At 61.4% G+C, this 20,828-nt stretch carries 19 protein-coding genes, 1 tRNA gene and 1 pseudogene; 10 read left to right on the plus strand and 11 right to left on the minus strand.

Features of this window, described 5'->3' with window-relative positions; translation table 11 throughout:
• Positions 1-8 precede the first annotated feature (8 nt).
• Positions 9-461, minus strand: a complete 453-nt coding sequence (locus NKJ84_RS23350; protein WP_352508426.1) for a MarR family winged helix-turn-helix transcriptional regulator — start codon at positions 459-461, stop codon at positions 9-11.
• A 47-nt stretch (positions 462-508) separates the two neighbouring features.
• On the opposite strand from NKJ84_RS23350, the gene NKJ84_RS23355 reads away from it, so the two are divergent.
• The 3 genes and pseudogenes from NKJ84_RS23355 to NKJ84_RS23365 all read left to right on the plus strand — a co-directional run bounded on the left by NKJ84_RS23355 (position 509) and on the right by NKJ84_RS23365 (position 3,942).
• On the plus strand, positions 509-1,417 hold the full coding sequence (locus NKJ84_RS23355; RefSeq protein WP_352508427.1) for an alpha/beta hydrolase: 909 nt from the start codon (positions 509-511) through the stop codon (positions 1,415-1,417).
• A 123-nt stretch (positions 1,418-1,540) separates the two neighbouring features.
• Positions 1,541-1,826, plus strand: a pseudogene (locus NKJ84_RS23360) (SDR family oxidoreductase); the annotation flags it as partial.
• Between the two features lie 223 nt (positions 1,827-2,049).
• Complete coding sequence (locus NKJ84_RS23365; RefSeq protein WP_352508428.1) at positions 2,050-3,942, plus strand: L,D-transpeptidase family protein; 1,893 nt, start codon at positions 2,050-2,052, stop codon at positions 3,940-3,942.
• An 11-nt stretch (positions 3,943-3,953) separates the two neighbouring features.
• Here the strand turns inward: NKJ84_RS23365 and NKJ84_RS23370 are convergent, their stop codons facing one another.
• The 4 genes from NKJ84_RS23370 to NKJ84_RS23385 form a co-directional block, all read right to left on the minus strand.
• Entirely contained in the window at positions 3,954-4,430 is a 477-nt protein-coding gene (locus tag NKJ84_RS23370) for a hypothetical protein (RefSeq protein WP_254817402.1), read from the minus strand.
• Between the two features lie 127 nt (positions 4,431-4,557).
• Positions 4,558-4,809 (minus strand): PepSY domain-containing protein, encoded by a 252-nt coding sequence (locus NKJ84_RS23375; RefSeq protein WP_352508429.1) that lies wholly within the window; start codon positions 4,807-4,809, stop codon positions 4,558-4,560.
• 218 nt (positions 4,810-5,027) lie between these two features.
• Positions 5,028-5,102: transfer RNA gene (locus tag NKJ84_RS23380), tRNA-Val, on the minus strand.
• A 102-nt stretch (positions 5,103-5,204) separates the two neighbouring features.
• Entirely contained in the window at positions 5,205-5,888 is a 684-nt protein-coding gene (locus NKJ84_RS23385; protein WP_254817239.1) for a phosphoglycolate phosphatase, read from the minus strand.
• A 144-nt stretch (positions 5,889-6,032) separates the two neighbouring features.
• Between NKJ84_RS23385 and rpiA the strand changes: the two genes are divergently transcribed.
• From rpiA to gor, 3 genes are all read left to right on the plus strand, one after another.
• Positions 6,033-6,764, plus strand: a complete 732-nt coding sequence (rpiA, locus tag NKJ84_RS23390) for a ribose-5-phosphate isomerase RpiA (protein ID WP_352508430.1) — start codon at positions 6,033-6,035, stop codon at positions 6,762-6,764.
• Entirely contained in the window at positions 6,751-7,329 is a 579-nt protein-coding gene (locus tag NKJ84_RS23395) for a DUF2059 domain-containing protein (protein WP_352508431.1), read from the plus strand. The genes rpiA and NKJ84_RS23395 overlap by 14 nt, the downstream gene beginning before the upstream one ends.
• A gap of 118 nt (positions 7,330-7,447) precedes the next feature.
• Positions 7,448-8,836, plus strand: a complete 1,389-nt coding sequence (gor, locus tag NKJ84_RS23400; RefSeq protein WP_352508432.1) for a glutathione-disulfide reductase — start codon at positions 7,448-7,450, stop codon at positions 8,834-8,836.
• Positions 8,837-8,893: 57 nt separating this feature from the next.
• Here the strand turns inward: gor and mgtE are convergent, their stop codons facing one another.
• From mgtE to NKJ84_RS23420, 4 genes are all read right to left on the minus strand, one after another.
• Positions 8,894-10,258: a magnesium transporter gene (gene mgtE / locus NKJ84_RS23405; protein ID WP_352508433.1), complete on the minus strand. Its 1,365-nt coding sequence runs from the start codon at positions 10,256-10,258 to the stop codon at positions 8,894-8,896.
• A gap of 271 nt (positions 10,259-10,529) precedes the next feature.
• On the minus strand, positions 10,530-12,419 hold the full coding sequence (locus NKJ84_RS23410; RefSeq protein WP_352478859.1) for an ABC transporter ATP-binding protein/permease: 1,890 nt from the start codon (positions 12,417-12,419) through the stop codon (positions 10,530-10,532).
• Between the two features lie 709 nt (positions 12,420-13,128).
• Complete coding sequence (locus NKJ84_RS23415; protein ID WP_254817233.1) at positions 13,129-13,806, minus strand: DsbA family oxidoreductase; 678 nt, start codon at positions 13,804-13,806, stop codon at positions 13,129-13,131.
• A 23-nt stretch (positions 13,807-13,829) separates the two neighbouring features.
• Positions 13,830-15,650, minus strand: a complete 1,821-nt coding sequence (locus tag NKJ84_RS23420; RefSeq protein WP_352508434.1) for an extracellular solute-binding protein — start codon at positions 15,648-15,650, stop codon at positions 13,830-13,832.
• A gap of 231 nt (positions 15,651-15,881) precedes the next feature.
• On the opposite strand from NKJ84_RS23420, the gene NKJ84_RS23425 reads away from it, so the two are divergent.
• Positions 15,882-16,511, plus strand: a complete 630-nt coding sequence (locus tag NKJ84_RS23425) for an invasion associated locus B family protein (RefSeq protein WP_352478856.1) — start codon at positions 15,882-15,884, stop codon at positions 16,509-16,511.
• A gap of 121 nt (positions 16,512-16,632) precedes the next feature.
• Here NKJ84_RS23425 and hspQ read toward each other — a convergent pair whose 3' ends face one another.
• Positions 16,633-16,956 carry a heat shock protein HspQ gene (gene hspQ / locus NKJ84_RS23430; protein WP_023675043.1) on the minus strand — a complete coding sequence of 108 codons (324 nt, stop codon included), beginning with the start codon at positions 16,954-16,956 and terminating at the stop codon, positions 16,633-16,635.
• A gap of 220 nt (positions 16,957-17,176) precedes the next feature.
• Positions 17,177-18,385, minus strand: coding sequence for a UbiH/UbiF family hydroxylase (locus NKJ84_RS23435; RefSeq protein ID WP_352508435.1), 1,209 nt, complete (start codon positions 18,383-18,385; stop codon positions 17,177-17,179).
• A 61-nt stretch (positions 18,386-18,446) separates the two neighbouring features.
• On the opposite strand from NKJ84_RS23435, the gene NKJ84_RS23440 reads away from it, so the two are divergent.
• Genes NKJ84_RS23440 through pcsA form a run of 3 tightly spaced genes read left to right on the plus strand, consistent with a single transcriptional unit; the run spans position 18,447 to position 20,825 of the window.
• Positions 18,447-19,385: a DUF2182 domain-containing protein gene (locus NKJ84_RS23440; protein ID WP_352508436.1), complete on the plus strand. Its 939-nt coding sequence runs from the start codon at positions 18,447-18,449 to the stop codon at positions 19,383-19,385.
• A 13-nt stretch (positions 19,386-19,398) separates the two neighbouring features.
• Positions 19,399-20,013, plus strand: coding sequence for a DUF1326 domain-containing protein (locus tag NKJ84_RS23445; RefSeq protein ID WP_352508437.1), 615 nt, complete (start codon positions 19,399-19,401; stop codon positions 20,011-20,013).
• Positions 20,014-20,048: 35 nt separating this feature from the next.
• Entirely contained in the window at positions 20,049-20,825 is a 777-nt protein-coding gene (pcsA, locus tag NKJ84_RS23450) for a phosphatidylcholine synthase (protein ID WP_502893794.1), read from the plus strand.
• Positions 20,826-20,828 lie beyond the last annotated feature (3 nt).

Raw genomic sequence — 20,828 nt, forward strand, 5'->3', positions numbered from 1 at the left:
CTGGGCTGTCAGGCGGTCTTCAAAACCTCGGCAACCCTACGCATCTGTTCGCCGATCATGTCGCATTGCTCCGGCGTCGACTGGCTCATCGCCTTCTCGATCAGCGCTATATGGACCTTCAGCGCCTGCATCAGCAGTGCCTCGCCGGTCGCGGTCAACGTCAGCCGCAGCACGCGCTTGTCCTTCTCGTCGCCCTCGCGGCGCAGCAGGCCACGAGTCTCCAGCTGCGGCAAAAGCATGGTGATGTTGGAGCGACCGACCAGCAGCCGGCGAGCGAGGTCGTGCTGCGACATGCCGGGATGACGGTAGAGGTTCATCAGCACGTCGAGCTGCGCCGGCTTCAGGTCGAGCGGCGCCAGCTTCACCGCCAGGGTGCGTTCCAGCACGTGGCATGCGCGCGCCACTGCCACCCAGTTGCGAAAGCGCGGGTTGTCCCAGGGCAGGTCTTGCTTAATGTTCATGTTTGAACTATTATGTTCATGCTTGAACCAATGAATGGATCGCCACTATGGCATCATTTGGACTGAAGGTCATCCGCGGCACGTTCGGAGTGGCTGAGCATGTGGCACCGCGACTCACCGGGCGCGCTGCATTCGAGCTGTTCTGCCGCACGCCGCATGAGAAGAGCTTGAGTGAAGGCGAGCGCCGCGCAATCGATCGCGCCGCCGATTTCATGACCCAGGCACGACATCACCGGCTAAAGACCAGAACCGGCTGCGTCATGGTGCATGAATTCCGGCCCGAGCCGGGCAGGGCCACTGCCGGCACCGTGCTCGTCATCCATGGTTGGCGTTCGCGCACCGAATACATGCGCACGCTGATCGAGGCCTATCGCGATGCTGGCTATAAGGTCGTCTCGCTCGACCTGCCGGGCCACGGCCAGTCGCAGGGCCGCCGGCTTACCCTGGTCAGTGCGGTCGATGCGGCACGGGTTGCCGGCGAGTGGTTCGGGCCGTTTGCCGCGATCGTCGGCCATTCCTTTGGTGGTGCCGTTGCCGCCAATGCAGTTGCCGGTTCAATCAGGAACATCCCGCGATTGGCGGCCGGGCGACTGGTGCTTATCGCTGCGCCGAGCTCACTGCCGGCAATCTTTGCTGATTTCAGTCGCATGCTGAATGTCGGCTCGCGCTCGCAGGTCGCCATGGCCGACCGGGTCGAGCGTATCGCCGGCCGGCCGTTGCACGAGTTTACCGGTGATCGCCAGCTGGCAAGCACGCTGCTGCCGACGCTGGTGATCCACGCGCCGGACGACCGCGAAGTGTCCGCCGATCATGCAAGGCTCTACGCGCGCGCCGGAGACCATGTGCGGCTGTACTGGGCCGACGGGCTCGGCCACCGCCGCATTCTCGCCGACAGGGGTGTGGTGGAGCGTGCCGTTGGCTTCGTTGCCGGCAGGCTGGAGCCGTCTCTGCAGTGATCTGAATGTCTGTTCTTGTCTGCTGGGTTCGATCGTCACGCCGCCACCCCGGTGCCGGCCATCGCTATCCAAGCCGCCATTGCCCCGGCCACCGTCGCCAGAAGGGCCGAGCGCGACGCGCCGAGCGCTTATTCGGCCAGCAAGGCTGCCTTGGTTGGCCTGACCAAAGGCCTTTGCCCGCGATCTCGGTCCGCGCGGCATCACCGCCAATGTCGTCCATCCGGGGTCGACCGATACCGACATGAACCCGGCAGCCGGCCCGCACGCCGAGCATCAGCGCCAGAAGATGGCGATGCCTCGCTTCGGAACGGCCGACGAGATCGCCGGCATGGTCGCCTGGCTTGCCGGTCCCGAAGGACGCTTCGTGACAGGCGCGGCATTGACCATCGACGGCGGCGCAAACGCGTGAGACTTGGTCACTGGACGGTTGCCGTTCTGGCCGAGGACGGCGACGGATTCGCTTGACCCGTCACGACGTTGTGAAACCGTTCTGCAACAGACGTTCCGAAATTTATGGAAGCTTAACGAAATCAGTATGAATCAGTGTAGTCACGCCTTACATCCGCCATGGGGTGGGCGAGACCGTGAAAGCGGTGCGGAACGGGATCCGGTTCAACCGGAGCGGGTGATCCATGAAACTCCTTGTAAACAAAGCAACCGTGCTGCCGTTCGCGGTTGCCGCAGCAATGCTGGCCTTCGGAACGCCGCAGGTTGAAGCGCAAGGGTTCTTCGACATGCTTTTCGGCGGCGGCGTCAAACACGCACCGCCGAAAGGTAACTTTCCGCCGCCACCGTCAAAATACAAGCCCAAGGCGCCAGCCGCTTCCGGTGGGGGTGGTGGTGCGCAAATCAGCAGCCCGTCCTATTACACCTACAAGAGCGATCCGCTGGTGCGCGTCGATTTTTCGGCACTGTCGGCAGCGCCTGAACCGGCAACGCCTCAGGATGCTGCATTCGAGCCGACGGCCACCGGGGCTGCATTCCGCGAAGCCATTGCCGGGCTCGACGGCTATGATCTCTACGCCGAGAAGGACATCGCCAAGGCGCTGATCGCGTACTACTCAGCCAATCCGGATTTCATCTGGGTGACGGGAACCAGTCCCAACAGCCGTGCCGAGGATGCTGTGCGGGTGCTGGGCGAGGCCGCGAGCTACGGCCTGACGCCCGCCGACTACACCGTCGAAGTTCCGGCAGCAAGCGCATCGGCGGGCAATGCCGATGAGCGCCTGAAAGAGCTGGTTCGCTTCGAGATGGCGATGTCGGCCCGTGTCCTGCGCTACGCACGTGACGCACAAAGCGGCCGCGTCGATCCCAACCGCATCACCGGCTACTACGATTTTCCGCCGAAGCCGCTCGACATGGAAGGGGTACTGAAGACGCTGGCCCATACCCAGCAAGTGCGCACTTATCTCGAATCACGGCATCCACAGAATTCCGAGTATCAGGCGCTGCGCGTCGAACTGGAATCGCTACAGGCCAGCGCCGAGGACGAGATCGTCGTCGATCCCAATCTGCTGTTGAAACCGGGGCAGACCAGCCCCGAGCTGCCGAAGCTTTTGACAAGGATCGCGCGCAATCTCGATGACGAGATGGGCGGTGCCTATGGCGAGGTGCTGGCGAGGCTCGCCACCAGCGAGGTCTACGATCCGGAACTGGTGCCGGTGATCAAGGCGGTGCAGAAACGGGCCGGCATGAAAGGCGACGGAGTCATCGGCCCGCGTACCGTCGCATCGTTGGCCGGAACGTCCAAGGCCGACAAAATTCAGAAGGTTCGGGTCGCGCTCGAGGAATTGCGCTGGCTGCCTTCCGACCTCGGCAGCCCGCGCGTCTTCATCAACCAGCCGGCTTTCACCGCGAGCTATATCGACGACGGCGAGGAGAGGCTGAAGACCCGCGCCGTGGTCGGCAGGCCCACCAACCAGACTGCTTTCTTCTATGATCAGATCGAGCAGGTCGACTTTCATCCCTATTGGGGCGTGCCGCAGTCGATCCTGGTCAACGAGATGTTGCCGCGGCTGCGGCGGGATCCTGGCTATCTCGACCGCGCCGGCTATGAGGTGGTCAATGCCCGCGGCAAGCGCATTCCCTCATCCTCGGTCAATTGGGGTGCCTATGGCGCAAAGATACCCTACGGCGTGCGCCAGTTGCCGAGCGAGGCCAATGCGCTGGGCGAGCTGAAGATACTGTTTCCCAACAAGCACGCCATCTACATGCACGACACACCGCAGAAGTCATTTTTCCAGCGCGACATGCGCGCGCTCAGCCATGGCTGCGTTCGCTTGCAGGATCCGCGCGGCATGGCGGCTGCCGTGCTCGGCACCTCGGTCGACTACATCGAGGACAGACTGAAACACGGACATTCGACCGAGGACGTGACACGCAAGATCCCGGTCTATGTCGCCTATTTCACCGCATGGCCGGACCTGTCCGGCAAGGTCGAATACTTCAACGACGTCTACGGCCGCGATACAAGGCTGCAGCAGGCGCTCGACAGCACGGAAGCGGTGCGTTCGCCGGCAAGCTGACGAATGCGGTTCTAGCGCTGAAACAGTGGACGCCGGAAACCCGCATCGCGTCCGGCGATGAGCCAGTAGACCAAGCCCGCGACAACGCCTGCCGCGGCAATGATGCCGATATCGGCCCAGCGCTCCGGGTTCGTGTCGTCCGGTACACTGGGCCAGATCAAGGCGAAGCCGCCAACCGCGGCCGCCGCGCCGAAGATCATGTGCAGCCAAAAACTGCGCAGCGAGAAAAACTCGGCAATCAGTGCGAAGATCAGTGTCTGCAGGCCGGTCATCACAATCGTCAGAAAATAGATGAACATGCCGAGCGGCGGCAACAGCAGCACCGCAACGGGGGTGACACCCATGACATCGAAATAATTCGGCGCATTTGGCAGCGAACTCAGCCCGCCATAGATCGCCGCCACCGCGATCAGCCCGACCAATACCGCTATGAAATAACCCGCGAGCATCATCAGAAAGCGTTTCAATACGTGCTTTACCGTCGCCATGCCCACCCCCGCGAGCAATGATAGCACCCAGTCAGCCATCAAAGTCATATCTACGCAAGGGTGTGCCGAAGGCCGGGGGCCTTCGAGGAGCGCCATTTTTTAGAATCTGGACCGTTGGCGCCCAGCTTCATTTCGGCGCGGCTGTCACCGGATCATAGGTGATTTCAACTTTCGCCTTGTCGTTCGTGTAATAAATGACGGTGTAGGCGCCGCTGTCCCAATCGATTTCCTTGATGTAGCGGAAGTCGTCGCGCTGCTCGACCTTGGCGATGATTTCCGACAGCTTCTTGGCATTCTGCGGCGGCACCGGATTTTTGTCCGCGGCAAAGGCCGATCCGCCGACAAGCAGCACGGCGGCCGCCAAAACAAGTCTGGACATGGCTTTCCCTCACATTTCGATGAGCAGAAACTCATCTACATACGGGTTTGTTCCCGGACTCGGGCTTGCGGATCGTCCAGACCGGCAATTGTGCCGAGCGTAAGTGTGCCTGTCAGTCTTATAGCTTGCGGAAAAGCGCACGGAAAACCAATGCGATCATGCGCTGGTTCTCGATCACGGCAGCCTTCCCCGTCGGTGATGGCTAAGTGCCGAAAAGATGGTGGGCGATGCAGGGATTGAACCTGCGACCCCACCCGTGTGAAGGGTGTGCTCTCCCGCTGAGCTAATCGCCCGCTCGTTGCCCGAAGGCCAAGCGCGCCGCGATATAAGGGAGGCCGGCCTGCGAAGTCAACCACTTGTCGGCCGTCATCTGGCCGTCTGGACTATGAGCGGCTTCAGCCTTCTGCCGCAGCCATCAGCCCTTGTACCAGATCGAGCGTCAGCGAATCGAAATGCGAGATCACCGCCGATGGTTCGAACTCCCGCACATGACGATCGGTGTAGCCGAAATCGACTGCCACTACCGGAATCCCGGCGGCTTTCGCCGTGTCGATGTCGGTCTGCGAATCACCGACCATCAGTGCACGGTGCGGGTCGCCACCGGCGCGCGCGATAGTCTGCGTGAGATGGCGCGGGTCGGGCTTGCGGAACGGAAAACTATCCTGACCGCAGATCGCCGCGAAATGCCTGGTCATACCGAGCGCCTCGATCAGCGCCACCGAATTGGCCTCATATTTATTGGTGCAGATGGCCAGCAGGTAACCGGCTGCCTCGAACCGTGCGATCGCCTCGGGAACACCCGGGTAGGGGCGCGACTTGCCGGGAATGTTAACGGTGTAATGGTCCAGAAACAGCTTTAGCAGCCGATCGTGCTCCTCCACGGCCAGCGACCTGTGCTGCGCTGCATGGGCGCGCTCGATCATCACGCGGCCGCCATGGCCGACGAAACGCTTAAAGCCGGCTTCGTCGACGGCCGCGAGCTGGCTGGCGGCAAGGCTGTGGTTGAGACTGTCGAGCAGGTCCGGCGCCGTGTCGATCAGCGTCCCGTCGAGGTCGAACACGATGGTCGGTCGGGTCATGGCCTGTCCTGTGACGATTCGATTGCCGGCAGGCGATAACCGCTGCGGCCCGTTCAGGCAAGCCGGCTTATCCACCGCGGGCAAGGTCCTTTGACCTGCTCGGCAAAAATGCTACGAGCGCCGAAACAAATCTTGGGGCCCGGCATGGATGCGAGGCAATTGAAGGTTGAGGCCGCGCGGACAGCGCTGGCCCATGTGACGGATGGCATGCGGCTCGGCATCGGCACCGGCACGACAGCGGATGAGTTCGTGCGGCTGCTCGCCGACAAGGTCGCCACCGGCCTGACTGTCATCGGCGTGCCGACCTCGGAGCGCACCGCCGTCCTTTGCACGGAGCTTGGTGTGCCGCTGTCGACCCTCGACGAAACGCCGGAGCTCGACCTCACCATCGACGGCGCCGACGAGATCGATCCGGCGCTGACATTGGTCAAGGGCGGCGGTGGCGCGCTGCTGCGCGAGAAGATTGTCGCGGCGGCCTCCGCCCGCATGATCGTCATCGCCGACAGCTCCAAGATGGTCGAGATGATCGGCCGCTTTCCGCTGCCCATCGAAGTCAACCGGTTTGGCCTGCGCGCCACCGAAATTGCGGTTGGCGTGGCGGCTGCAAACCTGGGCCTTTCCGGCCCTGTTACATTGAGGATGACGGGGACCCAGCCATTTGTTACAGACGGCGGCCATTTTATCCTCGATGCATCTTTTGGCCGCATTCCGGATACAAGAGCGCTTTCGAATGCTCTCCACTCCATTCCCGGCGTGGTCGAGCACGGTCTTTTCATCGGGCTGGCGACAACGGCCATCATAGCCGGCGGCGACGGCATCCAAACCGTCCATGCCGCCCGAAAACCAAGGAGTTTTACCGATCATGATGTTGCATAACCGGGTTGGCCGCTTTTTTGCCATTCTGGCGGCCTCGGCCGTTTTCGCGTTTTCGTCGCCGGCGTTTTCGCAGGACGTCACTGATGCGCATCTGAAGGCGGCGCGTGCCGCGGTCGCGGCGATCCATGCGACGGATACGTTCGACAACATCCTGCCGCAAGCGGCCGCGGCGCTCGAGCAGCAGCTGATCCAGAAGAACCCGGACATGCAGGAACTGATCGCCAAGACGATCAACGAGAAGGCGATGGCCTTGGCATCGCGCCGCGCCGACCTGGAAAAGGAAGCAGCGCTTGCCTATGCAAAGGTGTTCTCGGAAAAGGAACTCAATGAAATCGCCGCCTTCTACAATTCCGAGTCCGGCAAGAAGCTGCTCGACAACGGCCCGATCGTGACGCGCGAACTGGTGAAGGCTGCCGAGATCTGGCAGAACGGCTTGGCTCGCGATCTCGCCCAGCAGGTCGGCGAGACCCTGGGTGCAGCGGCGAATGCCAAGGCGCAGGCTGCACCTGCCGAGGGTGCCGCCCCGGCAGACGGCGCTGCTCCCGCGGACGCCACGCCGAATTGATCGCGGACTTCCGAGTGGCCTGACCGCCACTGGACCAGAAAGCCCGGCAAGTCCGGGCTTTTCTTTTGATAGTCGGCAGCCTACCTGTCTCGATGTTTGAGGGGCAAGGAGTTCAGCCATGGCCGGTTACGACTACGATCTTTTCGTCATCGGCGGCGGCTCCGGCGGGGTGAGGGCGGCGCGCGTCGCGGCTCTACTCGGCAAGCGTGTCGGCATTGCCGAGGAATTTCGCTACGGCGGCACCTGCGTGATCCGCGGCTGCGTGCCGAAGAAGCTTTATGTCTACGCCTCGCAATTCCCCGAGCATTTCGCCGACGCTGCCGGTTTTGGCTGGACGGTGCCTGAGGCGCATTTCGACTGGCAGAAGCTGGTCGCCAACAAGGACCGCGAAATCAGCCGGCTGGAGGCCGTCTACAAGAAGAACGTGCAGGGCGCCGGCGGTGAGGTCTTTCATTCGCGCGCCACCCTGGTCGATCCGCATGTGGTGCATCTTCTCGGTGAGGATCGCACCGTTACCGCCGACCAGATCCTGATCGCTACCGGCGGGCGCCCGGCGCCGCATCCGGCATTGCCCGGCCATGAGCACTGCATCTTTTCCAACGAAGCCTTCGACCTCAAGGAGCTGCCGAAGGCAATCATGATCGAGGGCGGCGGCTATATCGCCGTCGAATTCGCCAATATCTTTCATGGGCTGGGCGTCGACACGACTCTGGTCTATCGCGGCAAGGAGATCCTCAGCCGTTTCGACATGGACCTCAGACGCATGCTGCACGAGACGATGGAAAAGAAGGGGATAAAAATCCTCTGCCACGCCGTGTCCGAGTGGGTCAGGAAGCGCCCTGACGGCCGGCTCGACGCGCTTGTCACCGGCGGCACCGTGTTGACGGTCGATCAGGTCATGCTCGCCATCGGCCGCATTCCCAACACCGAGAACATGGGCCTGGAGGGGGTCGGCATCGAGATGACCAAAACCGGGGCAATCCAGGTCGACGAATACTCCCGCACGAACATCGACAACATCTGGGCGATCGGTGACGTCACCCACCGCGTGCAATTGACGCCGGTGGCGATCCACGAGGCGATGTGCTTCGTCGAGACCGCCTTCAAGGACAATCCGATGGCGCCCGACCATGACACGATCGCTACCGCAGTCTTTTCACAGCCCGAGATCGGCACGGTCGGCCTGTCGGAGGATGAGGCGGCAAAGCGCTTTTCGGATCTTGAAATCTACCGCGCCACCTTCCGGCCGATGCGGCACACGCTTTCCGGCCGCGACGAAAAGATGCTGATGAAGCTGGTCGTCGACGGCGCGTCGAAAAGAGTCCTCGGCGCCCATATCCTCGGGCCGGACGCCGGCGAAATGGCGCAGCTTCTCGGCATACCGCTGAAGGCCGGGCTGACCAAAGATGATTTCGATCGCACCATGGCGGTGCATCCGACCGCGGCGGAAGAACTCGTCACCATGTACAAACCGACTTACCGGGTGAGAGATGGTGAGCGCGTCTGACGCGACGACGACCCATCGCGGCAACAAGATTGCCGCGATGGAAGTGCGTGAGTTTTCTTACAGCAACGTTCCGCGCAGGATCACCAGCGCCACAGAAAAATAGATCACCAGCCCGGTGACGTCGACCAGCGTGGCGACGAACGGGGCTGATGCGCTGGCCGGGTCGAAGCCGATGCGCTTCAGGGCGAACGGCAACATCGATCCAGACAGCGAGCCGAAGGTGACGATGCCAACCAGCGTGGCGCCGATCGTCATTGCGATCAGCGGCCAGTGCGGGCCGTAGTCGTAGAAGCCGAAATATTGCCAGAGCGCGATGCGGCAGACGCCGACTACGCCAAGGATCGAGCCAAGCACCAGGCCGGTGGGCAGCTCCCGCAGGGCCACCCGCCACCAGTCGCCAAGGCCGATCTCGCGCAGCGCCAGGGCTCGGATGACGAGCGAGGTCGCCTGCGAGCCGGAATTGCCGCCGGAGCTCATGATCAATGGAATGAACAGGGTCAGCACGATCGCCTTTTCCAGCTCGCCCTCGTAGCTCTGCATCGCGTTGGCGGTCAACATCTCGCTGATAAACAGCGCACACAGCCACCCGGCGCGCTTCTGGATCATCGCCAGAAAACCCATCTTCATATAGGGCTCGTCGAGAGCCTCCATGCCGCCGAAACGATGCACGTCCTCGGTCGTTTCCGAGATCATCGTATCGATAATGTCGTCGATGGTGACGATGCGGAGGAGCTTGCCGTTGTCCACGACCGGGACGGCGAGCAGATCATATTTGGAGATCAACTGAGCAACCTTTTCACTATCGGTCAGCGGTGAAACAGTGATAGGCGCACGATCCGGCGCTATTGCCATGATCAGTTCGTCGGGTTCGCCAGCGATCAGTCGACGCAGGCTGGTCGAGCGCAACAGGACCTGCGTTTGCGGATCGACGATGTAGATCGCGTAGACGGTTTCGCGCGTCCGCTCGACCTTGCGAATGTAATCCAGCGTGCGGGCAACGCTCCAGTCCGGCGGCACGCTGACATATTCAGTCGTCATGAGCGAGGCGGCGCTGCCCTCGGGGTAGCCGAGAATAGCAAGCAACGTCGCGCGCAGCGGTGGCGCCAGGCCGCCGAGCAGCTCGGAACGAGCCGGTTCGTTCAGATCGCGCAGTATGTCGGCGGCGCGGTCGACCGACATGGCGGCAAGCAGTCTGCCTGCCTTGATGCGGGGTAGTGCCTCGACGAGTTCGGATGCGCCGTTGAGCTTCGGCTGGTCGAAGATCTCGACCAGCCGCTCGAACGGCACTTCGCAAAGCAGCTCCGATGCCGTCTCGCGGGGCTCCTGGTTCAGCGCCTCGACCATGTCGGCGACGTGTTCGTTGGCAAGTACGCGGGCGATGGCGACGGCGTCGCCGCCCGCAACGGGGGAAAACTCGTTCATGGCTCACTCCTTGCCGTCCGGCAGGACGTGAGCCTGTCAGATCACGTCAAGCGGACGGCGGTTGCGTTCGACTGTGACTGTCGCCAGGCATGGCGCGGTGACCTTTCTGCTCGCGAGTTCGGATTGAGATTCTGCAAGCCGGCGCAACATAGGAGCGCGCCTTGCCAAGTCAATCGCGAGAGCGGGTTAAAACGGCGGCAAACCGACTGGATCGCGAGACTGTGATCGGGCTACGTGGCAGGCTGGCTGGATGCTGGCAACGGTGCCGCAGCTATCTCTGCTTAAGCCGGCGGGGAAAGCGCAGCCACTTGTCCTCGGCCGGCCGCGTCGGCTGCGTGAGGATGGTGGTGAGCTCGACCGGCAAGCTCGGAACCAGCGGCTTCTTGGTGGCGACGCCGTCGGCGATCGCAACGACGCTGTGGTAGAATTCGGTGCCCGCGAGCGATCTCGGCGGCGTCGCCTCATGCATGATCGAGATCACAGTTGCATCAGGGCAATTGTCCTTGATCGCCTGGTGGAAGGCGATCCGTCCATCGGGATCGAGAGCGCCAGTGGCTTCATCGAGGAACAGCAATCCCGGCTGCTGCAGCACGATACGGGCGACAACCAGCTTCTGTTTCTGCCCACCCGAGAGAACCTGATCCCAGATCTTTCCTTCACGGCTCTCATCGGCCAAATGCTCGATGAAATCGCCGAGGCCGGCCTTGTGCAGGGCGGATGCGACCTGCACGTCGGGATAATCATGCTCGGAACCCGGCAGGCAGACCAATTGCTTCAGCGAAACCTGCTGCAGCTTCACCTCCTGGGCGGCGTAGAAACTCCTGACCCCTTCCGGGAAGACGATGGTGCCGCGGCCATAGGGCCAAAGGCCGTTGATCGCCTTGATCAGCGAGGTCTTGCCGCAACCGGATTCGCCCTTCAGGAAAGTCCATTCGCCACGCCGGAAGCGCAAGTTCGCGGCACTCAGGAAGGGCGTTGCGTCCTCGCCCTGATGCGCCAGCTCTAGTTTCTGGATGGTCAGGCCGAAAACAGGGTTTTGGCGGTCGTAGCGAAAATCGGAGCGGCCGGTCTGCTGATAAAATTCCTGCGGGTGCTGAACGTTTTCGATCGCGTTTGCGAGTTCGGTGACGCGCTGGCTGTTGGCCCGCAGCGCGGCGATGGCAGGCATGACATGGATGAACCACGAGCATTGACTGATCAGCGAGTTGACCATCTCGGAGCCGGTTATGTAGCCCTTGAGATCGAACCCGTTATGGATGAAGGGAACCAAGCCTGGCCCGTAGGCGACAATGCGGGCACCGATGAAATTGTAGATCAGCTCGAACGAATTGTAGCCTGTGTTGACGATGTTCAGCCGCGCCCAGGTGCGGTCGATGTCGACATAGCGCTGGCTGTGCACTGCCTTCTGCACGTTCTCCCCTTGCGATGCGGCGACATGAAAACTGCGGCGCAGAAAGGTGATCAGCTCGCCGCGATAGCTGCCTTCGGCCTGCTGCATCCTGACATTGAGCCGTTCCAGCAGCCTGCCCAGCTTGACGGCGATCCAGGTGTTCAACGGCACGTAGGTGGCGACTGCCAGAAAGGCGAGGACGGCGCTGCCATAGCTGCCGAGGAACTCCAGCCCTTTGACCTCCGCCGAGTGTGCAAGCAGTTGCTGGCCGACGAAATACAATGAAGTAGCAACGGCCAAAACCCCCATCGCGAGGCCGATGGCGCCGCCCGTCATATCCTTGATCGATTCCTGGATGCGCTGGTCGATATTGTCGGGAGCGGCGGCACCTGACGAGCCATGCTGAGCGTGGAAATGGGTGTGATTGGAATCAAGCAGGGCTTCGTTGAACTGGCTGTCCAGCCAGCCGCGCCACTTGCGATGCAACGTTGCGGACACCAGGCTGCGGATACCGGTAAAACCCGCATCCTTGAGCAAGACCAGGAGGACAAGTATCCCGGCATTGGCCAGCAGTGTCTGAAGCGGGGTGGTGTTCGCGGCATCATGGAAAAAGGCGATCGAGTTGACCAGCTCTCCGGATGCTACGGCAAACCACACGCCTGACTTGCTGGAGAGCGCGGTGAGCAGGGCGATCACCAGCGTCAAGGTCCAGGCTTCCACCCACTTGTCCGAAAACCAGTAGGCCCGCATCAGGCCCCAGAAGCTGCGCATCGACGATACGGGCGTAAGGGGCGACTGCCTTGCGGCACCGCGGAGCCATTTTTCCGATATTGAATGTCGCGTTGGTCTATCGACCCGAATCACTATCCCGCCCAAACGATTTTTCTTTTATTACGGACAGTAACACCAATTGATCATTTTCCATTAGCTTTTCACCAGCCGCGGGCGGCTTAACTCGCCGGCCGTTGCAGTGGAGCAACAGAGTGGATGATCACGGGGCTGTGCCGTCGGAATTCTAGGCGCTTGATATCAATGCAATTTCAATACGTTACTTGCCTACGCCGGAGAAAGTAGGGACCTTCCCTTGGGGAAGGCCCTCACACAGCTTTGTGAACGTAGAAGCGCCGTCCAGCGGTCGATCTTCACAGCCTGAACCGATCTTCAGCGCGCCCTTACGGCCAGGTCCGACCTCGTTGGCGGCCAGAACGCGACCTGTATGATTCGTGGGTGAAGCCGCCTTGTCGGGAGAGCCCGTAATCAGCCAAGCAACGACGTTGCCCCTACGTCCAGGATGCGGACCGACATCGATTCCGACACAGATCACGAACCCGGGCGAGCAAGGCCTACGGCAACAGCTGGAGCAAGGGGCTGTTTTCCTGCCAGTCCTCCACCAAGGGATTGACCTGAACCGGCAAGCATGGCCATGGCCTTTTCGTCAGCAAGGCCAAGGTGACGGTGAAATAGTCGAAAATAGTCCGGCTCAGTTCGCCGTCTCCAGTTCGCCGCGTGCCTTGGCCGCAGCCACCTGGCGCAGCGCATCGGCAAGCGTATCGGCGTCCTGGGCGCCCATCACCGCATATTTGCCTTCAAGCAGAAAGCACGGCACGCCCGATATGCCCATGCGCGAAGCAGTGGCGATTTCGGTGCGCACCGCCTCTACATCGGCGTCCGTCGACAGAAGCGTTTCGACGACGGAGGCATCCATGCCGGCCTCGCGGGCGGCTTCGATCAGCACGGCATGATCGCCGAGATTGGCGCCTTCTTCGAAATTCAGCTGGAACAGCCGGCGCACCAGCCGGTTCTGAACGGCCTCGCCGGCCGTCCCGGCCCAGCGAATGAGCCGGTGCGCATCCAGCGTATTGGGCGCGACCTTGATGGCGTCGAAGGCAAAGGAAATCCCCTCAGCCTCGCCCAACGGCTCGATCCGGGCATGGATCTCGCGGATGCGTTGCTCGCTGCCGAATTTCGCTACCATGTAGTCGCGGCGGTTCTTGCCTTCGGGCGGAATCGTCGGGTCGAGCTGGAAGGGCCGCCAACGTATGTGAACGTCGATGTCGACGGCGGCAATCGCCTTGTCGAGCCGTTTCTGGCCGATAAAGCACCAGGGGCACACGACGTCGGAGACCACATCGACGGTAATCGAGTTCTCGTCGTTCATCTTGATCTCCTGTTCTGAAGAGGTCACTTCGGTTTGCGCCACCAGGTCGGCAACTGATAACCGTATATGGGCGTCTTTTGCGGATGTTCCAGATAGTTCCAATAAGCGAGCCATTGCTGGTTGTTGTGCTGGGTCGGCACCATGTAATTGCCTGAGATCAGCAGCCGGTCGAGGACCCGGACAGCAGCGACATAGTCCTCCTTCGAGCGAGCTCTCAACATCGCCTCGATCGCCGCGTCCACTGCTGGGTCGGCGACACCCGCTAGGTTGAACGAGCCTTCGGCCTTGGCGGCAGCGGATCCCCAGCGCCCGGCTTGCTCGATACCGGGCGACAGCGAGTTGTTGAAACCGGTCGAGCCGACCAGCACCTCGAAATCGAAACGCTGCTTGCGCGACTGGATCTGATCGCCGTCGAGGCTGCGAATGCTGACATCGATGCCGAGCTTCTCAAGCGTGCGCTGATAGATAGCGGCAAGTCGCTCTTCGTCCTGCGAGGCGGTCAGGATCTCGAAACCGAACGGCTTTCCCTGGGGATCGAGCATCGCGCCGTCCTGCACCGTATAGCCCGCGCTCTTCAGCAGCTCGAATGCCGCCTTCAGCACCTTGCGGTCCTGGCCGGAGCCATCGGTAACGGGCGGCCTGTAGGTGCCGTCCATGACATCTGCGGGCACGCGGCCGGGGTAGGGGGCCAGCAGGGCCTTTTCCTTTTCGCTGGCCGGGTGGCCGAGCGCGGACAGCTCGGAATTCTGCCAAAAACTCATCGTGCGCGTGTATTTGCCGCCGAACAGATTCTTGTTGGCCCATTCGAAGTCGTAGAGCATGCCGAGCGCGCGCCGTACGATCGGATTGGAAAATTTCGGCAGCCGCGTGTTGAACAGGAAACCGTTGAACACCGGCGGAATGCCGGTATCGAAAGTTTCGGCGATGACCTCGCCCCTGTGGAAGGCCGGAAAGTCGAGATCGCGCTCGCGTTTGACCGGGTCGCTGTCGTCGTCGATGGCGCAGATGCCTTTCTTGAACGCTTCCTGCTTGGCGTTGGCGTTGAGGAAATACTCGATGGTGATCTGGTCGTAATTGTCGAAGCCGCGCTTGGACGGCACGTCCTTGCCCCAATAGTCCGGATTGCGCTTGAACACGATGCGCTGGCCGGGCACGACTTGCGCCACCGTGTAAGGCCCGCTGCCGATCACCGGCTTCAGCGTCGTCCTGTCGAAAGTGTCCTTGTTGAACGCGTGTTTCGGGATGATCGGCGTCAGCGCAATGATTAGGGGAAATTCGCGGTCCGCCTTTTCGTTGAAGGTGAAGCGCACACTGCGGTCGCCGGTCTTTTCGAGCTTGGCGATCGCTTTCATTCGCTGGCTGTAAGGTGGCCGACCCTTCTCGGTGAAGACATCATAGGTGAACAACACGTCTTCCGGCGTCACCGGCTCGCCGTCCGACCATTTGGCCCTGGGATCGAGGTGGAATTCGATGCTCTTGCGCTCGGGATCCATGTCGGCGGTATCGGCGAGCAGGCCGTAGAGACTGAAGGCCTCGTCGTAGTTGCGCTGCATCAACGGCTCGAAGACAAGATTGCCAAAAGCTTGATCCATCATGCCGCGCGCGGTGGTGCGCAGACTTCTCAGGATGAACGGATTGAGATTGTCGAAGCTGCCGACGACACAATAGGTAATGCTGCCGCCTTTCGGCGCGTCGGGATTGACGTAGTTGAAATGATCATAGTCGGCCGGCAGCGCCGGCTCGCCCTGCATGGCAAGCGCGTGCTTCGGTTCCGACAGGGCCGGCTGCAGGGAAAGGCCGACAAACAAGATTGTGGCGATCAGCCAAACGACAACGCGGCCCATGACCGTCTCCTTCCCGATTCGATGCGCAGCATACATGAGCCGGTCGTGCACCGGCCAATCCCTCAACCCAGTCCCTCGGCCAAGATTCGCGTGGCCCGGGCTGGATTCGGCGTCGCTTGCAGTGTAACACGCCGTCCGAAGTCATTCTGTTGCCTCATTTCGGCAACAGGTAGCTGGACCACACGGCATGAAAAAAGCCGGTCCCGGGATCATTTGAGAGGAATGCACGACATGACGAGCCTGAACAGCAACGCGTACCGCCTGTCGGTCATGGCCGCTGGCGTGGTCGGCATTCTGGGCGCCGGGATTCCCGCTGCTGTCGCGCAGCAGCAACAGCAGATTCCGCAAGGCTGGTTCAAGGCCTGCACCAAGCAGGAAGATGTCGACATTTGCAATGTCCAGAACATCACCACCGCCGGCAATGGTCAGCTCATCACCGGCGTCAGCCTGATCGAATTGAAGGGCAAGGTGAACCGCAAGGTGTTCCAGGTGACGGTTCCGACCGGCCGTTTGGTTCCTCCCGGCATCGGCCTCCAGATCGACGCCGGCAAGGCGCAGAAGCTCGAGTACGTGATCTGTTTCCCGGATCGCTGCGTGGCGGAAGTGCCGCTGACCGATCAGCTCGTCGCGTCCTTCAAGAAAGGTTCGAACCTGACGCTGACCTCGGTCAATTTCCAGAACCAGCCGAACCCGATCAAGATCGCGCTGACCGGCTTCAGCGGCGCCTTCGACGGCCCGCCGCTGCAGCAGTCGGACATCGAGGACCGACAGAAGAAGCTCCAGGAGTTCGTCGCCAAGAACAATCAGGATTTTGCCAAGAAGCTCAAGGAAGAACAGGAAAAGGCGAAGGCCGCCAACTGATCGACGGGTTTTCGAACAAAACAAAAAGCGGGGTTCATGCCCCGCTTTTTTATTGAATCGGCTGATTATCGGGTCCAGACTTGTCTCAAGCCTGTCCGAGCCCAGCCAGATCCCGACTAAGTCAATGTCTCAATTGGTGCTTCGGCTCGTAGCGCCCGTCGGGCTTCTTGTCGAACATTTCACCAATCTGCGGATGCCGGACCGGTTCGCCCGACCGGTCCTCGAGTAAATTCTGCTCGGACACATAGGCGATGTATTCCGTCTCCGAATTCTCGGCGAGCAGATGATAAAAGGGCTGGTCCTTGCGCGGCCGCACGTCAGCGGGGATCGCCTCGTACCATTCGTCGGTATTGGCGAATTGCGGATCGACGTCGAAAATGACGCCGCGGAACGGAAACAGCCGGTGGCGAACCACCTGTCCGATCGAGAATTTGGCTGTCTTCATCGCACTCACCACTTGAACTTCTTGAACGCCACGCATCCTGGAACACGCAAGGAAACGCTCCAGGACTTTAGATTCTTACGCACCGGTCAGGCAAAGATCGGCCCAGACCTTACGGTCGACATCGTCATTATTTGGCGCAGACGCCGCGTCAATTCAATCCCGATCAACTGATGCCGGTTTGAGCATCACAAGATGCGGATCAAGGGCGGCGCCACGATCGCTATCGCGCGGCCGCTTTTCGCAATCCGCCAAAAAACGCCGCAAAACCGCTGCCGGGTCGAAGACCCTCGCGCATGAAAAACGCCCGCAACGGCGCAAACCCCTCAAGCGCGCCAAGACCAGCGCTGCGCATCAGCTGGGCCGGCAGCATGTCGGAAAGCAACGACATGTTCAGTAGGTTGACCGCGCTGCTGCGCGCCAGAATGTCCGGCCGCCGCTTGAAATCATAGGCTGCAAGCGCCTGGGCGGCGCCCGGGTCCGAGCGGTTTCTGCTTGCGGTACCAATCAGGTCGTCAATGTCCCGGATGCCGAGATTAAGCCCTTGCGCGCCGATTGGGGGAAACACGTGGGCGGCTTCACCGACAAGTGCCACGCGGCGATGCGCAAACCGCCACGGGCTCACCGCTGAAAGTGGGTAGACCTGCCGGCCGGGCTCAACCGACACGCGGCCCAGCATCGATTGCATCCGCTGTTCGACCCGCGTCGAAAGCTCCGCCTCGTCGAGTGCTGCAAGATCCTTGGCGATTTCGGGTTCGAGCACCCAGACAAGGCTGGACCGGTTGCCGGGCAGGGGAACCTGTGTGAACGGACCGGTCTCGGTGTGGAATTCGGTCGAGGTGAATGCATGGTCGCTGCGGTGACCGAAATTGAGCACCAGCGCCGCCTGCGGAAAGGATCGGACCGAGGTCCGGATGCCGGCTGCCTCGCGGGCCGGCGATTGACGGCCATCGGCGGCAACTGCCAACGATGCCTCGATCTCGCTACCGTCGGCGAGAACGGCATGTGCATGGTCGGCATCGAGGCGCCATGCCTCCACCATCGACTTTCGCCATTCGATGCCCGAATGCGCGACAGCCTCGGCTAGCGTGCGGTTGAGAACGCTGTTGGGCAAGTTCAGCCCGAATTGCTCTTCGTTGATCTCGCTGGCGCGAAAGGTCACTGTCGGGCTGCGGATCAGCCGGTTGGTTGCGTCAACGATACGCATCACCTTGAGCGGCGCTGCGTGCGGCCTGATTCCGTCGAAGATCCCTAGCCGTTCGAACATCTTTAGGGCAGGGTTCATCAAGGCTGTCGTCCGGCCGTCGGGGCCGGCAGCGTCGGGTCCGACGAGCGTCACGGGAAAGCCCGCCTCGGCAAAGCCAAGCGCCGCGATCAGCCCCGCAGGGCCGCTGCCGGCGACCAGTATCCGTGCTGTTTCCCGGTGGTTCAAATTCGGCTTCCGGATTGCGAGGTGAGGCCTGTCCGACCTGCTGGTCCATATAGGTCAGGTGATGCCGCTTGATCAACGCGGCGATTCGGCCCATTCGGTTGCCATGACCGGCCAACAAGACGATTTCAGCCACCTCGACGGTACCGGCCGCGCGATGGCGAGCGTTGCGCGCAGCCCTCGACTGACCGTGAGCGTTGTTGCCGGCATGGGCGTTGCCCTTGCCTGGCTCTTTCTCGGCGCAATGGCAGTTCGGGGGGCGGTGAGCCGGCTCCCGGGCGCCGACGTACCCGGCGACGCCGTGCTGGAATACCTGCAGCTACTGCCGTTGCCGGATTTCCTTGCGCGTTTCTTCGCCCTCTGCCTTGCGCCGGCGCCGCTTCGCGCAAGCCTAGGCGCGCAAGGCGGGGCACTCACCGCGATGTGGCTGTTGATGGCCATCGCGACCATGCTGCCCTCCGCGGCGCCGATGATCCGCACCTATTGCGAGATCGCGGATACCGCCCGGATCAAGAGGGAGCCGGCCGTCCATCCGCTGATCCTGGTCGCTGGATATTTGAGCGTCTGGCTTGTCGCCTCGGCAATGTTCGCTGCCCTGACGCTCGCAATCCATGCATTCGCCTCATCCGGGCAGATGCTCGATCCGCTGGTTGGAATTGCCGGGGCAGCCGCGCTGTCGATCGCTGGTCTCTATCAGTTCAGCTGGCTGAAGGGAGTCTGTCTGGACAAGTGCAGAAATCCGTTCTCGGTCCTGTTCGCCAACTGGAGCGCCAGGCCCATTCGTATTTTGCGGCTCGGCATGAAGCAGGGCCTGTGGTGCCTTGGATGCTGCTGGGCTCTAATGCTGGTAATGTTTGCCGTCGGTGTGATGAACGTGTTCTCGATGGCGCTGATCGGCTTGTTCAGCCTGGTCGAAAAACAGACGGCAGGCAATCTGCCGACGCGGCTGGCCGGTGCGATACTGCTTGTCTGGGCAGCAGCGCTAGTAGTAGTCTCGACATGAGGGGGACAATTCGATGACAGACCAAAACTGGGCAATGAAGGGAGAACTCGTCCTCTCCTGCAATTGCACGGTTTTTTGCCCTTGCGTTCTGTCGCTCGGCAACCATCCGCCTACGGAAGGCTATTGCCAAACCTGGGCGGGGTTCCGCATCGATGCCGGCCATTTCGGCGAGGTCGACCTGTCCGGTCTCAATCTTGGGTTGATTATGGAAATCTCCGGCTATATGAGCCGCGGCAACTGGACGGCCGGCCTTTTCATCGACAAGCGCGCCTCGGTTTACGCTGTGAAGGGACTGACGAAGATATTCACCGGCAAGGCCGGTGGAACCACATCGCTGCTCTCCATCCTGGTCGGACAGTTCCTCGGCGTCGAGCAGGTGCCGATCACCTACGAGACGCGTGAGAAAACACGCATCTTCCAGATACCGAAGATTATCGATGGTGCGGTGACGCCGATCACCGGCAAGGATCGCGACAAGGATACGGTCATCAGCAATTCGGAATACTGGATTGCGCCGGAAATCATCGTCGCCAAATCCGACAAGAGCAAGATGCGGGCCTTTGGCCGCAACTGGAACTTTGCTGGCCGCTCGGCCGAAATCTGCAAGCTGGATTGGCGGGGCCCGTGAGCAAGAAGACGACGGCCAGGAAAATCGCCGACCGGATTCCGCGGCCGAAGAAGAAAGTCACATGGCCTCAGGCGCGGGCGTTCTCGGTCCATCTCTTGACCGCGTCGGGCTCATTCCTGGCGTTTCTGTCGCTGGTGGCGGCAAGCGAGCAGCGCTGGACGGCGATGTTCTGGTGGCTGGGCCTGGCGCTTTTCGTCGACGGCATCGACGGGCCGATCGCCAGGAAGCTCGACGTCAAGGAAATCCTGCCGACATGGTCGGGCGAACTGCTCGACAACATCATCGACTACGTGACCTACGTGTTGATTCCGGCCTTCGCGCTCTATCAGCGCGGCTTCATGGGCGAGCGCCTGTCGTTCCTGTCTGCGGCGATAATCGTGGTGTCGAGCGCGATCTACTATGCCGATACCGGCATGAAGACGAAGGAGAATTTCTTCAAAGGCTTTCCGGTCGTCTGGAACATGGTGGTGTTCACGCTGTTCGTCATCGAACCAGGACAATGGGTTTCCTTCGCCGTGGTCGTGGTGGCCGGCATTCTCACCTTCGTGCCGATCAATTTCATCCATCCGGTGCGGGTGAAGCGGCTGCGGCCAATCAATCTCGGCATGACGCTGCTTTGGTGCGCTTTCGGCGCGCTGGCGCTGGCGCAGGCGGCACTTGCCTCCTTCTACGACCAGATCGGCGTGCTGGGCGAGCAGGTCAGCGATTTCATCAAGATCGGGATTACGGTCACCGGGCTTTACCTCGCCTGCATCGGCGCTATCATGCAGTTCTTTCCAAATCTCGGCGCCAAGCCGGACAAGAAAGCCTGATCC

The sequence above is a fragment of the Mesorhizobium sp. M0048 genome (genome assembly GCF_040323405.1).
In the GTDB taxonomy this organism is placed as follows: domain Bacteria; phylum Pseudomonadota; class Alphaproteobacteria; order Rhizobiales; family Rhizobiaceae; genus Mesorhizobium.